Origin of the sequence: Pseudomonas sp. C9, assembly GCF_002000165.1 — a bacterium.
In the GTDB taxonomy this organism is placed as follows: domain Bacteria; phylum Pseudomonadota; class Gammaproteobacteria; order Pseudomonadales; family Pseudomonadaceae; genus Aquipseudomonas.
In genome coordinates this window covers 4,973,508-4,988,148 of the sequence record NZ_MPAK01000001.1, presented here as the reverse complement: position 1 = coordinate 4,988,148, position 14,641 = coordinate 4,973,508, and the positions used below count along the sequence as shown (strand labels likewise).

The 14,641-nt window shown below is 57.7% G+C and carries 12 protein-coding genes; 7 read left to right on the top strand and 5 right to left on the bottom strand.

Annotation, left to right across the window (positions count from 1 at the left end; all coding sequences use genetic code 11):
• Positions 1-140: 140 nt before the first annotated feature.
• Positions 141-764 (bottom strand): outer membrane lipoprotein chaperone LolA, encoded by a 624-nt coding sequence (gene lolA / locus BMS17_RS23315; protein WP_027925132.1) that lies wholly within the window; start codon positions 762-764, stop codon positions 141-143.
• 68 nt (positions 765-832) lie between these two features.
• Positions 833-3,241: a DNA translocase FtsK gene (locus tag BMS17_RS23310; RefSeq protein WP_077431877.1), complete on the bottom strand. Its 2,409-nt coding sequence runs from the start codon at positions 3,239-3,241 to the stop codon at positions 833-835.
• A 307-nt stretch (positions 3,242-3,548) separates the two neighbouring features.
• On the opposite strand from BMS17_RS23310, the gene trxB reads away from it, so the two are divergent.
• The 4 genes from trxB (at position 3,549) to infA (ending at position 6,337) form a co-directional block, all read left to right on the top strand.
• Positions 3,549-4,508, top strand: coding sequence for a thioredoxin-disulfide reductase (gene trxB, locus BMS17_RS23305; protein ID WP_077431876.1), 960 nt, complete (start codon positions 3,549-3,551; stop codon positions 4,506-4,508).
• 64 nt (positions 4,509-4,572) lie between these two features.
• Entirely contained in the window at positions 4,573-5,253 is a 681-nt protein-coding gene (gene aat, locus BMS17_RS23300) for a leucyl/phenylalanyl-tRNA--protein transferase (RefSeq protein WP_046032477.1), read from the top strand.
• 57 nt (positions 5,254-5,310) lie between these two features.
• Complete coding sequence (locus BMS17_RS23295) at positions 5,311-6,018, top strand: arginyltransferase (protein ID WP_046032478.1); 708 nt, start codon at positions 5,311-5,313, stop codon at positions 6,016-6,018.
• A 100-nt stretch (positions 6,019-6,118) separates the two neighbouring features.
• A complete protein-coding gene (gene infA / locus BMS17_RS23290) occupies positions 6,119-6,337 on the top strand; it encodes a translation initiation factor IF-1 (protein ID WP_002553999.1) in 219 nt (72 codons plus the stop codon).
• A 977-nt stretch (positions 6,338-7,314) separates the two neighbouring features.
• Here the strand turns inward: infA and clpA are convergent.
• Positions 7,315-9,585, bottom strand: a complete 2,271-nt coding sequence (clpA, locus tag BMS17_RS23280) for an ATP-dependent Clp protease ATP-binding subunit ClpA (RefSeq protein WP_046032479.1) — start codon at positions 9,583-9,585, stop codon at positions 7,315-7,317.
• Positions 9,586-9,615: 30 nt separating this feature from the next.
• Positions 9,616-9,978, bottom strand: coding sequence for an ATP-dependent Clp protease adapter ClpS (gene clpS / locus BMS17_RS23275; RefSeq protein ID WP_046032480.1), 363 nt, complete (start codon positions 9,976-9,978; stop codon positions 9,616-9,618).
• Between the two features lie 267 nt (positions 9,979-10,245).
• Between clpS and cspD the strand changes: the two genes are divergently transcribed.
• The gene (gene cspD, locus BMS17_RS23270; protein ID WP_046032618.1) at positions 10,246-10,536 is read left to right on the top strand and encodes a cold shock domain-containing protein CspD; all 291 of its coding nucleotides are present in this window, start codon (positions 10,246-10,248) and stop codon (positions 10,534-10,536) included.
• Positions 10,537-10,616: 80 nt separating this feature from the next.
• Here the strand turns inward: cspD and icd are convergent, their stop codons facing one another.
• A complete protein-coding gene (gene icd / locus BMS17_RS23265; RefSeq protein ID WP_017339594.1) occupies positions 10,617-11,873 on the bottom strand; it encodes an NADP-dependent isocitrate dehydrogenase in 1,257 nt (418 codons plus the stop codon).
• On the opposite strand from icd, the gene BMS17_RS23260 reads away from it, so the two are divergent.
• Positions 11,872-12,099, top strand: a complete 228-nt coding sequence (locus tag BMS17_RS23260; protein ID WP_077431873.1) for a hypothetical protein — start codon at positions 11,872-11,874, stop codon at positions 12,097-12,099. The two genes, icd and BMS17_RS23260, sit on opposite strands and share 2 nt — an antisense overlap.
• 267 nt (positions 12,100-12,366) lie before the next feature.
• Positions 12,367-14,592: an NADP-dependent isocitrate dehydrogenase gene (locus BMS17_RS23255; protein WP_046032481.1), complete on the top strand. Its 2,226-nt coding sequence runs from the start codon at positions 12,367-12,369 to the stop codon at positions 14,590-14,592.
• The last annotated feature ends 49 nt before the right edge of the window (positions 14,593-14,641 follow it).

The following is a 14,641-nucleotide window of genomic DNA, read 5'->3' as shown; positions in this document are numbered from 1 at the left end:
CTACTTGCGAAACCTCACTACTTGAACACCGCAGGACAATGTGGGAGCGGGCTTGCTCGCGAAGGCGGTGTGTCAGTCGCCATCAATGTTAACTGACACACCGCCTTCGCGAGCAAGCCCGCTCCCACAGGTTTTGCGTTTTACTCTTGAATTACGTCCGCACCCTTGGGGATATCGAACTTGAACTTGGATGCCGGGATCGGCTCGTTGGCCTTCACACCGGTGAACAGGATATTGGTGCGCTGACCGACGCTGTCGATCAGTTGCATGTCGTTGACCAGACCATTACGGAACGACAGACGCAGGCTGTCGAACAGGGTGTCCTTGGTTTTCGGCTTCAGGGTGAAGTCGATTACGCCGCCGGCTTCCTTGGCGCTGATGTCGAAGCTCTGGCTGATTTTGGACACGTCACCGGACAGCAGCAGCGCCGGAGTCTGGGTCAGACGCATGTCGAGGGTCTTGATAGTGACCTGCTCCAGATCCGGGTCCCACAGCGTGACCTTCTTGCCGTCGGACACCATGGTTTGTTCGGCCGGCGCATTGGTGTGCCAGTAGAACAGGCCTGGGCGCTGCAACGACATATCACCAGCGGTTTCTTGCAGTTGGGTGCCACTGCCATCGAGGGTCAACTGGGAGAAGCGTGCGGTCAGGGTCTGGGATTTTTCCAGCAATTGAGTCAAACGCGCCACGTCTTTGTCATCGGCGTGGGCCGAGAGCGTGGTCAAAGCCAGTACCGGCAGCAACAGCATGCGGATAAGACGCATGGGAGTCCTCTTGATATTCGTGGGGGATGCGAGTGGCGCGTCACTGCGCCACTCTGCTTCAAATCAAATCAGTCGCGTACCGGGCCAGGCGCCAGGACTTCACGCGAACCGTTGGTGTTCATGGACGTCACGACCCCGGCCATTTCCATGGCTTCGATCATGCGTGCGGCGCGGTTGTAGCCAATTTTCAGTTTGCGCTGAACCGCAGAAATGGACGCACGACGGCTTTCCAGGACGAACTGCACTGCTTCGTCGTACAACGCGTCGGCTTCCGGATCGTCGCCGTCGCCGCCACCGCTGCTGCCTTCGAAGCCACTGCCGGCCTCTTCGACACCGTTGAGGATGTCGTCGTTGTATTCAGGTGCACCGCGCAGCTTCCAGGCTTCCACGACGCGGTGAACTTCATCATCGGACACGAAGGCGCCGTGAACACGAATCGGCAGGCTGGTGCCAGGCGGCATATACAACATGTCACCATGACCCAGCAGTTGCTCGGCGCCACCCTGGTCGATGATGGTCCGGGAGTCGATCTTGCTCGACACCTGGAACGCCATGCGCGTGGGGATGTTGGCCTTGATCAGGCCGGTGATCACGTCAACCGACGGACGCTGGGTCGCGAGGATCAAGTGGATACCGGCGGCACGAGCCTTCTGGGCGATACGGGCGATCAGCTCTTCCACCTTCTTGCCGACGATCATCATCATGTCGGCAAATTCGTCGACGACCACGACGATGGTCGGCAGCTTGGTCAGCAGCGGGGCTTCGTCGTGAATGCTTTCGCGCTTGTACAACGGATCGGTCAGCGGCGTGCCGGCGTCCTGGGCTTCCTTGACCTTGGCGTTGAAGCCGGACAGGTTACGCACGCCCATCTTCGCCATCAGTTTGTAGCGACGCTCCATCTCCGCCACGCTCCAGCGCAGGGCGTTGGCCGCGTCCTTCATGTCGGTCACGACCGGGCACAGCAAATGCGGAATGCCTTCGTAGATCGACAGTTCAAGCATTTTCGGGTCAATCATGATCAGCTTGGCGTCTTCCGGGCCAGACTTGAACAGGATCGACAGGATCATGGCGTTCACACCCACCGACTTACCGGAACCGGTGGTACCCGCCACCAGCAGGTGAGGCATTTTTGCCAGGTCAGTGATGACCGGCTTGCCACCGATGTCATGACCCAGGGCCAGGGTAACCGGCGATTTGAAGTTGTCGTACTCGGGCGTCGACAGTACTTCGGAAAAGCGCACGATCTGGCGGTCTTCATTGGGAATCTCGATACCGACGGTGGTCTTGCCGGGAATCACCTCAACCACACGCACGCTGGTCACGGCCAGGGAACGCGCCAGGTCTTTCGCCAGGTTGGAAATGCGGCTGACTTTCACACCGGCGGCCGGTTGAATTTCGTAACGGGTAATCACCGGGCCCGGGTGAATCGAATCCACCGTGACTTCGACGCCGAACTCCTTGAGCTTGATTTCCAGCAAATGGCCAACCGCGGCCAGGGATTCGGGCGAGTAATTGAGTTGTTTTTTTTCTGCGGGGTCGAGAATCGAGATCGGCGGCAAGGTGCCTTCCACCGCACTGTCGACGAACAATGGGGCCTGTTTCTCTTTTTCCACACGCTTGCTCGGTGCCACCGGCTTCGGCGGGGCTGGCGCGATGACGGGTGGTACCTGCTTTTCGCGTTCCGACATGTGCTTGCTCAGGGCCTGCTCACGTTCGATCAGGCGCTCCTTGACCTTGGCCTGCTCGCGCTTGTCGGTGACGGTCGGCGCGACCACGTCATGGACGCGATCATCAACTTCACGCAGCTGCGCAACCAGTTGCTTGCGCTCGGTACGAGCCGCCCACCAGCGATTGGCCGCACCCTGGAACAGCTCGAACAGGTCGAGGGTAATCTTGCCGGTGACGTCCATTACCTTGAACCACGACAGGTCGGTGAACACCGTCAGGCCGAACAGGAACAGCGCGATGAACAGCAGTGTGCTGCCCTGGATATTCAGCGCATTCCTGGCCAGATCGCCGAGGCTTTCGCCCAAAGCACCGCCAGCACCCGCCGGCAGACCGGTGGCAGCGTGAAAATGGATGTGCGCCAACGCCGCGCCGGACAGCACCAGGAACACCAGGCCGATCAGGCGCCAGGAGAACAGCCAGCCACTCCATTGCCACGGCTCGTGACGCTGACGGAAGATCTGATACACCTTGATCGCCAGCAGCAACGGGAAAATGTAGGCGAAGTAACCCAGCACCATGAACAGGATGTCGGCGCTGTAGGAACCGGCCGGCCCCCCGAAGTTCTGCACGTCATCAATCTTGCTGTTATGGCTCCAGCCCGGATCGTCCTTGCCGTAGGTCAGCAAGGCCATCATCAGGAACAGGCACAAGGCACCGATGGCGATCAATGCACCTTCCTTGAGCCGGTAGTGCAAATGCTGGCGCCAGAGCGGAACGACTGTTTTGGGTGCTGCGGTGGATTTCTTCAAAACGCTACTTTTCCTGCGCCTGGGGCGCGTCCATCTGTTGAAAGACTATAAAAAACTGCCCAATCCAGGCAGGTAAAAAAGTTAACAGGCGCAACTGGGACTACTTTTAACACTGCACCCCGTCTTTTATAAACACGGCGCGCACTGCTTATTTTGTTACAACCCTCTATACAGGCAGGCATTGTACGGGTTTGTTCGTCCGATGCCATGCTTGTGGCGCTAGGTGTAGCATAGTCAAAAGCACCATGACATGCGTTCAATTTGAGCATGCATTCTCTTTTGTGACAAAGGCTTATGAGGTGTTTTTATGAGCGAAGCGAAGCATTCACGCCTGATCATTCTGGGTTCCGGCCCTGCCGGTTACAGCGCAGCCGTTTATGCCGCCCGCGCCAACCTCAAACCCGTTGTCATTACCGGCATACAGGCCGGTGGCCAGCTCACCACCACTGTCGAAGTCGACAACTGGCCCGGCGATGTCGAAGGACTCACCGGCCCGGTATTGATGGAACGCATGCAACGTCACGCCGAACGCTTTGACACAGAGATCGTTTACGACCACATCCATACCGCCAAGTTGCAACAACGCCCCTTCGAACTGATCGGCGACGGCGGCACCTACACCTGCGACGCACTGATAATCGCCACTGGCGCTTCGGCGCAATACCTGGGACTGCCCTCGGAAGAGACATTTGCCGGCAAAGGGGTTTCAGCCTGCGCCACGTGCGACGGTTTCTTCTATCGCAATCAGGTGGTCGCGGTGGTCGGCGGCGGCAATACCGCTGTCGAGGAAGCCTTGTATCTGTCGAACATCGCCAAGGAAGTCCATTTGATTCACCGTCGCGATAAGTTGCGCTCGGAAAAGATCCTGCAGGACAAACTGTTCGAAAAAGCCGCCAACGGCAACATTCGCCTGCATTGGAACCAGCATCTGGATGAAGTGTTGGGTGACGCCAGCGGAGTGACTGGCGCCCGACTGCGCGACAGCCTCACTGGCGAAACCCGTGAATTGGCGCTGGCCGGCGTATTCATTGCCATCGGCCACAAACCCAATACCGATCTGTTTATCGATCAGTTGCCCATGCGCGACGGTTATCTGCGGGTCAGGAGCGGCAACGACGGCGACGCCACCGCCACCGAAATCCCCGGCGTGTTTGCCGCCGGCGATGTCGCCGATCACGTTTACCGCCAAGCCGTCACGTCGGCCGGGGCTGGCTGCATGGCCGCGCTGGATGCCGAGAAATACCTCGACGACATTCCCGCCGTTTAACGGCACACTTTAAGGCGGGCCTACCAGCCCGCTACCGCCCTCCCCTTCTGCAAGCCCGGATGCCATGCTGACTTGGTTACAACGCAATACCCTGACCTTCCCCCCGCTGGAAAAAGCCATGCGCGACCCCAACGGGCTGCTGGCGGCGGGTGGCGATCTGTCTGCCGATCGTCTGATTCAAGCCTATCGCCACGGTTGTTTTCCGTGGTTTTCCGAGGGCCAGCCCATTCTCTGGTGGTCGCCAGATCCACGCACCGTGCTGTTTCCCGACGAACTGCATGTTTCCCGAAGCCTGGCCAAATTGCTGCGTCAACAGCGCTATACCGTGACCTTCGATCAGGATTTCACCGCCGTCATCCGCGCGTGCGCCGCACCGCGTGATTACGCCGACGGCACCTGGATCACCCAAGCCATGCAGGACGCTTACACTGAACTGCACAGGCGTGGCCATGCCCATTCGGTGGAAGTCTGGGATCAGGACGAGCTGGTCGGCGGACTCTACGGCCTGGCGATGGGACAGCTGTTCTTCGGCGAGTCCATGTTCAGCCGAGCCGATAACGCCTCGAAATTTGGTTTTGCGACGCTCGTACGGCACCTGAAAGACTCGGGGTTTGTGCTGATCGACTGCCAGATGCCGACCGACCATCTGCACAGCCTTGGCGCCCGGGCGATTCCTCGCCGTGAATTTGCCGGCTATCTGGCGCAACACCTGGATCAACCCAACCGCGCCACATGGGTTTCCTGAGCGGCTTTTGCGCGTGTGGCTTACACTTAATTCACAAGCTTATTCCGAGGGTTGATCATGACCGAGTTGGCGCGTTTGAAGTTTTATGCCACTCAGCCCCACTCTTGCAGCTATCTGCCAGATGAACAGGCCACGACCCTGTTTCTCGACCCTAGCCAGCCCATGGACGTGCATGTCTACGCAGATTTGTCTGAAATGGGTTTTCGGCGCAGCGGCGATCATCTCTACCGGCCTCATTGCCAAAACTGCAATGCGTGCGTGCCGGCGCGCATCCCCGTGGCGCAATTCACCCCCAACCGCCAACAGAAACGTATCTTCAAACGCAACGCCGACCTGCAGGTCCGCCCCGCCAGGGCACAGTTCAGCGAAGAGTATTTCGACCTCTATCAGCGCTACATCGAACAGCGTCACGCCGACGGCGATATGTACCCGCCGAGTCGCGATCAGTTTTCGACCTTCCTGGTTCGCGACCTGCCGTTCTCGCGCTTCTATGAGTTTCGCCTTGAAGGCCGACTGCTCGCGGTAGCCGTCACCGATTTACTGCCCAACGGTCTGTCGGCGGTTTATACCTTTTACGAACCCGATGCAGAACGCCGTAGCCTGGGGCGATACGCGATCCTCTGGCAGATTGCCGAGACCCGACGCCTCGGACTGGAAGCCGTCTACCTCGGCTACTGGATCAAAAACTGCAAAAAAATGAGCTACAAGACCCAATATCGCCCAATCGAGCTGCTGATTAATCAACGCTGGGTCATCCTGAACTAGAACCCCTTGGCTTAAACCCCATTTTTCGGGCACAATGCACGCCGCTTTTGCCTGGCGCAGTTGCACCGGGCCATTCATTGGACACCGAGGGCTTTACTGCATGTCGAAAGAAGACAGCTTCGAAATGGAAGGCACTGTCGTCGACACCCTGCCCAACACCATGTTTCGTGTGGAGTTGGAAAATGGGCACGTCGTAACCGCGCATATTTCCGGCAAGATGCGCAAGAACTACATTCGTATTCTTACCGGTGACAAAGTGCGCGTCGAGCTGACGCCCTATGACTTGAGCAAAGGGCGCATCACTTACCGCGCTCGCTAATCAAGTCAATACAAAACGCCCGGTTTATGCCGGGCGTTTTTGTTTGTCTGCGATTTGGTGGGTTTTTGGGTTCTTGGGTTTTGGGTGTATATCCGTTGCTGCGGTAACGGCTGCTTAGGGTTTCGCTCTTACAGCGAGTCCCTTTTTCAAACGCCAAAAAGGAACCAAAAGGCTTTGCCCCGGCGTACGGCACTTCGCTAAGGCTCAGTGTTCCCTCGCTACGGTATCCATCAGGGGACATCGCCTACGGTCTGCTTCGCTACGACCTCCTCTCGATGTGTTCGGCTTCGCCGAACGGCGCTACGCGCCTGATCCCCTGATGAACACCTACGCTCGGCCTGCCGAAGGGGCAAAAGATCAAAATCAAAATCAAGATCAACGTCAAAAGCCAAAGCCAAAGCCAAAGCCAAAGCCAAAGCCAAAGCCAAAGCCAAAGCCAAAGCCAAAGCCAAAGCCAAAGCCAAAGCGAAAAGCTTCGCGAGCAGGCTCACTCCTACAATTGGATTGGATACATCTGATGGGGATTGGTTGGCTGTCAGGCCGCCTTCGCGAGCAAGCCCGCTCCCACATTGAATCTGTGTACACCCATGGTTCCTCACCAGTCAACAGGCCGAGCGTTAGCTCGCCTGCAGCTTTTGATCTGCCCGCCCCTTCGGGAGGCTGAGTGGAGGTGTTCATCTGGGGATTGGCGCGCAGCGCCGTTCGACGCAGTCGAACACATTGCATGTAGGTCGTAGCGAAGCAGACCGGAGGGCAATGCCCCAAGATGGATACCGGAGCGAAGGAACGCCGAGCCCAAGCGAGGGGCCGGACGCTCGGGGCGAGCGTTTTTTTGCTTACTTTTTTTAGGCGCTTGTAAAAAAAGTGAGTCGCCGTAAGGGCGAAACCCTAAGCAGCCGTTACCGCAGCAACGGATATACACCAAATCTAATAGACAACAAAAAGGCGCCCGAAGGCGCCTTTTCGCTTTACAGCCGTCAGGCCATTTCAGCCGTGGTCTCGAACTCGAAGGTCAGCTCGCCGTCCTTCAGATCGATGTGCACCACGCCACCATGGTCGGCCAGTTCGCCAAAGAGGATCTCTTCGGCCAGCGGACGCTTGATCTTGTCCTGGATCAAACGCGCCATTGGTCGAGCGCCCATTGCCGTGTCGTAACCACCTGCTGCCAGCCAGCTGCGCGCGGCGTCCGTTACTTCCAGCTGCACGCGCTTGTCTTCCAGCTGCGCCTGAAGCTCGGTAAGGAACTTGTCCACCACGCTCTTGATGACCTCGTGACTGAGGCGACCAAACTGGATAATGGTGTCCAGACGGTTGCGGAACTCCGGCGTGAAGCTTTTCTTGATCACTTCCATCGCGTCGGACGAGTGGTCCTGGTGCGTGAAACCGATCGAAGCACGCGCAGCTGTTTCGGCACCGGCGTTGGTCGTCATGATGACGATCACGTTACGGAAATCCGCCTTGCGCCCGTTGTTATCGGTCAGCGTACCGTGGTCCATGACCTGCAGCAGCAGGTTGAAGACTTCCGGGTGCGCCTTCTCGATTTCATCGAGCAACAGCACGCAGTGAGGCTGCTTGGTGATGGCTTCGGTCAGCAGGCCGCCCTGATCGAACCCGACATAACCCGGAGGTGCACCGATCAGACGCGATACGGTGTGGCGCTCCATGTACTCGGACATGTCGAAACGAACCAGCTCGATGCCCAACGCCTTGGCCAACTGACGCGCCGCTTCGGTTTTACCGACACCGGTCGGCCCTGCGAACAGGAACGAACCGACAGGCTTGTCAGGCGACTTGAGGCCGGCACGGGACAGTTTGATCGCCGTCGACAACGAATCGATGGCGGCATCCTGGCCAAATACGGTCAGCTTCAGGTCACGCTCAAGGTTACGCAGCAGCTCTTTGTCGGAGCTGGTGACGTGCTTAGGCGGAATCCGCGCGATTTTCGCAACGATGTCCTCGACCTGAGGCACCTCAATGCGCTTCACACGTTTCTCGATCGGTTGCAGACGCTGATAGGCGCCCGCCTCGTCGATCACGTCAATGGCCTTGTCCGGCATGTGACGGTCATTGATATAGCGCGAAGCCAGTTCAGCCGCCGCACGCAGCGCTTCATCACTGTATTCGATGTTGTGGTGCGCCTCGAAACGGCCTTTCAGGCCGCGCAGGATGCCAATGGTGTCTTCCACCGAAGGCTCCGACACATCGACTTTCTGGAAGCGCCGGGCCAAGGCACGGTCCTTCTCGAAAATCCCGCGAAATTCCTGGAACGTAGTCGAACCGATGCAACGGATATCACCCGAGGACAGCAGCGGCTTGAGCAGGTTCGAGGCATCCATGACGCCACCGGACGCGGCACCTGCACCGATGATGGTGTGGATTTCGTCGATGAACAGGATCGCCTGCGGACGTTTTTTCAGTTCATTGAGCAGCGCCTTGAAGCGCTTCTCGAAATCGCCACGGTATTTAGTCCCGGCCAGCAAGGCGCCCAAGTCGAGGGAATACACCACGCTGTTGGCCAGAAGGTCCGGCACCTGGTTGTCGACAATGCGCTTGGCCAGGCCTTCGGCAATCGCGGTTTTACCCACGCCCGCCTCGCCCACCAACAGCGGATTGTTTTTGCGACGACGCGCCAGAATCTGAGCAACGCGCTCGACTTCCAGCTCACGACCTACCAATGGATCAATTCGACCCTGGCGCGCAAGTTCATTGAGATTGCTGGCATAAGCATCCAGCGGATTGCCTGAAGAAGAAGACTCACCGCCCTCGTCGTCCTGCATATCTTGCTCACCTTCAGAGTGATCGCCATGCCCCGGCACTTTGGAAATGCCATGAGCGATGTAGTTGACGACATCAATGCGCGCTACGCTCTGCTGTTTCAGCAGAAACACCGCCTGACTCTCTTGCTCACTGAAGATCGCGACCAGCACGTTGGCGCCAGTCACTTCACGCTTGCCCGAGCTCTGTACGTGGAACACAGCACGCTGCAGTACACGCTGGAAGCCCAGGGTTGGCTGGGTTTCACGATCCTCGTCATGCACGGGGATCAAAGGCGTGGTGGAGTCAATGAACTCCTGCAGGTCATGCTTGAGTTTGTCGAGGTTTGCGCCGCAGGCACGCAAAACGGTGGCGGCAGCCTCATTGTCCAATAGGGCCAGCAGGAGATGTTCGACGGTCATGAACTCATGACGCTTCGAACGAGCCTCCTTGAAGGCAAGATTGAGGGTGACTTCGAGCTCGCGGTTTAACATAGCTTCACCTCATACCCAAGTGGTCGGCGATTAACCGTCCTTCTCGATTTCACAGAGTAGCGGATGCTGGCTTTCCCTGGCGTACTGGTTGACCTGCATGGCCTTTGTCTCGGCGATGTCGCGGGTAAACACTCCACATACTGCCCGTCCTTCTGTATGGACGGCCAGCATGACCTTGGTCGCCAGCTCGCGATTCAGGTTAAAAAACACCTCGAGCACTTCGACGACGAAATCCATCGGCGTGTAGTCATCGTTGAACAAAACCACCTTGTACATCGGCGGCGCCTGTAACGCAGGCTTTGCCTCCTGAACAGCAATACCCGCTGAATCGTCGTCGTGTGAATCAGGGCGATCCTGATTGAATGTTAGTCGAATCTGGCTGATTGCATGCATGGAAAGAAAGGTTCGTCAGTTGTGCGAATACAGTGGTGGGGGCGGCTATGGACGATTTCAACACCGACCGCCCGGTCACCTTGACTATCGGGAAAACGGTGTTACAACCAATAGAGCCCACAGTGGGTAAAAAAGGTCCGCGGAGTCAATCTTAATTCCAAGATTAGACTGCGGATGTACTGGATGATACTCCAGTGATGGAGTCTGTTGCAGAGGGAGTTGGGTATGTCAGGTGTCAAGGGTCATGAGCCGGTTGCTAAAGGCACTATAGAAAACAAGGGTGACAAGCCAGCAGCCAAAGGCACTGTAAAAGGCAAGGTCAAATGGTTCAACAATGCCAAGGGTTATGGCTTCATCAATAAGGATGGTGATAGCGAAGACCTCTTCGCCCATTATTCAGCCATCAAGATGGACGGATATAAAACCCTGAAAGCCGGGCAAGCTGTCGTATTCGATATCATCCAGGGCCCCAAAGGCCTGCACGCGATCAACATCGGCAACCCCGTGGATGTCTTGAATACCGACGCGCCTGCAGTGCAACAGACCGTGACAGCCTAAGACCGCAGCGTCATCCAGTCATAAAAAAACCGCCCGACTCAATCACTTGAATCAGGCGGTTTTTGTGTGCCTGCGTTTTCTTACATATGCGAGATCAGCGCATCGCCAAACCCGGAAGACGAAACCAGCTTCGCGCCTTCCATCAGACGTTCGAAGTCATAGGTCACGGTCTTGGCGGAAATCGCGCCGTTGGTGCCCTTGATGATCAGATCAGCCGCTTCGGTCCAGCCCATGTGACGCAGCATCATTTCAGCCGACAGGATCAGCGAGCCCGGGTTGACCTGGTCCTTGCCAGCGTACTTCGGCGCAGTACCGTGGGTCGCTTCGAACATGGCAATGGTGTCGGACAGGTTGGCACCCGGTGCGATACCGATGCCGCCCACTTCCGCCGCCAGGGCGTCGGAGAGGTAGTCGCCGTTCAGGTTCAGGGTCGCGATCACATCGTATTCGGCAGGGCGCAGCAGGATCTGCTGCAGCATGGCGTCAGCGATGGCGTCCTTGACGATGACGTTCTTGCCGGTTTTCGGGTTCTTGAACTGCATCCACGGACCGCCATCGAGCAGGGTCGCGCCGAACTCTTCCGCCGCCACTTCGTAGGCCCATTCCTTGAAGGCACCCTCGGTGAACTTCATGATGTTGCCTTTGTGCACGATGGTCAGCGAATCACGGTCGTTGTCGACCACATACTGCAGAGCCTTGCGTGCCAGACGCTTGGTGCCTTGCAGCGAAACCGGCTTGATGCCGATACCGCAGTTTTCGTCGAAGCGGATCTTGGTGACGCCCATTTCATCTTTAAGGAACTTGATGACTTTGGTCGCTTCCGGCGAACCGGCTTTCCACTCGATACCGGCGTAGATGTCTTCCGAGTTCTCACGGAAGATCGTCATGTCGACGTCGCCTGGCTTCTTGACCGGGCTTGGCACGCCTTCGAACCAGCGCACCGGGCGCAGGCAGACATACAGGTCGAGTTGTTGGCGCAGCGCCACGTTCAGCGAGCGGATGCCGCCGCCGACCGGAGTGGTCAGGGGACCTTTGATGGAAACTACATAATCCTTGACCGCGTCCAGGGTTTCCTGGGGCAGCCAGGTGTCCTGATCGTAAACCTGAGTCGCTTTCTCCCCGGCGTAGACTTCCATCCAGGAAATTTTGCGCTCGCCGCCGTAAGCCTTCTTAACAGCAGCATCGACAACCTTGATCATGACCGGGCTGATATCAACGCCAATACCATCGCCTTCGATGAAGGGGATGATCGGGTTGTTAGGAACATTGAGAGAATGGTCCGCGTTGACGGTGATTTTGTCGCCGACTGCTGGAACCTGAATCTTCTTGTATCCCATGCTGAACTCCATTGTTTGGATTGAACATCTGGCTTCGTTCGAGCGTAACCCAGTTAAATCGGCGCGCAAACCCTATGTTCCATCCATCTGCCGCAAAGCTGCATTACTTGCGAGCTACAAGCCTGAAAACAAAGGGAAAAGCGCCAAACTCAAGCACGCCGAACGACTCTACGCCGCACTCGCCCCTGCGACCTTTAGACCAATGGACGAGAATCGTTACTCATGAACCATCGGCAGATTGCCAGCTACCTATGTATAATGCCGCCGCTGACCAAAGGGTCACGACGACTGAGGGGCTCTATGACGAGACTTTCAGCCCGATAAGCCGGTCTGTTACCGCAGCCCGAACGCTTGACGCCCTACTGATGCACCCAACATCACAGCAACGAAACCTCGATATTCGGCTCATGGATGACTTTGAACGAACGCGCTTACCCGGCGCACCTCGAGTTTCTGCGCACGCTTTAGCAAAGAAGAGAGAGTTAATCCGAATATGCCCACCCGCTCGAAGATCATCTATACCTTCACCGACGAAGCCCCAGCCCTCGCCACCTATTCACTGTTGCCTATCGTAGAGGCCTTCACCGCCTCGGCTGATATCGCCGTTGAAACCCGCGATATCTCTCTTGCAGGACGCATTCTGGCCAGCTTCCCCGAGCAACTGGGTGACAAAGCCGTAGCCGACCACCTCGCCGAACTGGGCGACCTGGCCGTTACGCCTGAAGCCAACATCATCAAGCTGCCGAACATCAGTGCTTCCGTTCCTCAGCTGCAAGCAGCGATCAAGGAACTGCAAGCCCAGGGCTTCGCGCTTCCTGACTACCCGGAAACCGTGACCAGCGACGCCGACAAGCTCGCCAAGTCGCGCTACGACAAGATCAAGGGCAGCGCCGTGAACCCGGTTCTGCGCGAAGGCAACTCGGATCGCCGCGCACCACTGTCGGTCAAGAACTACGCTCGCAAGCACCCGCACAAAATGGGTGCCTGGGCTAAAGACTCCAAGTCTCACGTCGCGCACATGAGCACCGGCGATTTCTACGGCAGCGAAAAAGCCGCCCTGATCGATGCCGCTGACACTGTAAAAATCGAGCTGATCGCTCAAGACGGCACCACCACCGTCCTGAAAGAAAAAACCACCGTACAAGCCGGTGAGATCCTCGATTGCGCAGTCATGAGCAAAAACGCTCTGCGCAGCTTCATTGCCGCCGAGATCGAAAGCGCCAAGCAACAAGGCGTGCTGCTGTCGGTTCACCTCAAAGCCACCATGATGAAGGTCTCCGACCCGATCATGTTCGGCCAGATCGTTGCCGAGTTCTATAAAGACGCACTGGCCAAGCACGCTGACGTGCTGGCACAGATCGGCTTCAACCTGAACAACGGCATTGGCGACCTGTACGCTCGCATCAAGGCCCTGCCGGCCGAGCAGCAAGCTCAGATCGAAGCTGACATTCAAGCGGTCTATGCCGTTCGCCCATCGTTGGCCATGGTCAACTCCGACAAAGGCATCACCAACCTGCACGTGCCGAGCGACGTGATCGTCGACGCCTCGATGCCGGCGATGATCCGTGACTCCGGCAAAATGTGGGGCACTGACGGCCAGCTGCACGACACCAAGGCTGTGATCCCGGATCGCTGCTACGCGACCATCTACCAGGCCGTCATCGAAGACTGCAAGGTAAACGGCGCTTTCGACCCAACCACCATGGGCAGCGTGCCAAACGTTGGCCTGATGGCGAAGAAAGCCGAAGAGTACGGCTCGCACGACAAGACCTTCCAGATCAAGGCCAACGGCGTTGTCCGCGTCACCGACGGCAAAGGCGCCCTGCTGCTGGAGCAATCGGTTGAAGCCGGCGACATCTTCCGCATGTGCCAGACCAAAGACGCGCCGATCCAGGACTGGGTCAAACTGGCCGTCAACCGCGCTCGCGCAAGCAGCACGCCAGCGATCTTCTGGCTGGACCCAATGCGCGCCCACGACGGCGTGATGATCGAGAAAGTTCAGGCCTACCTGAAGGATCACGACACTGCCGGTCTGGACATCCAGATCATGTCGCCGGTCGACGCAATGAAGTTCACCCTGCAGCGCACCCGCGAAGGCAAGGACACCATCTCGGTGACCGGCAACGTATTGCGCGACTACCTGACTGACCTGTTCCCGATCATGGAACTGGGCACCAGCGCCAAGATGCTGTCGATCGTTCCACTGATGAACGGTGGCGGTCTGTTCGAAACCGGCGCCGGTGGTTCGGCTCCGAAGCACGTTCAGCAGTTGCTGGAAGAAAACTTCCTGCGCTGGGATTCCTTGGGCGAGTTCTTGGCCCTGGCCGCATCCCTTGAGCACCTGGGTGTGACCTACAACAACCCTAAGGCGCTGGTTCTGGCCAAGACCCTGGACCAGGCCACCGGCCAGTTCCTGGACAACAACAAGTCGCCATCGCGCAAAGTCGGCAACATCGACAACCGCGGCAGCCACTTCTACCTGGCGCTGTACTGGGCTCAAGCCCTGACCGCCCAGACTGAAGACGCTGCACTGCAATCGCAGTTCGCGACCCTGGCCAAAACCCTGACCGAGAACGAAGCAACCATCGTTGCCGAACTCAACGCCGTTCAGGGCAAGCCTGTGGACATCGGCGGTTACTACCACGCCGACGCCGAGCTGATCAGCAAGGCCATGCGCCCGAGCGCAACCTTCAACGCGGCGGTTGCTGCGCTGGTTTAAGGTTGTAAGGAAGCAAAGAAGCCCCGGCCCAGTGCCGGGGTTTCTGTTT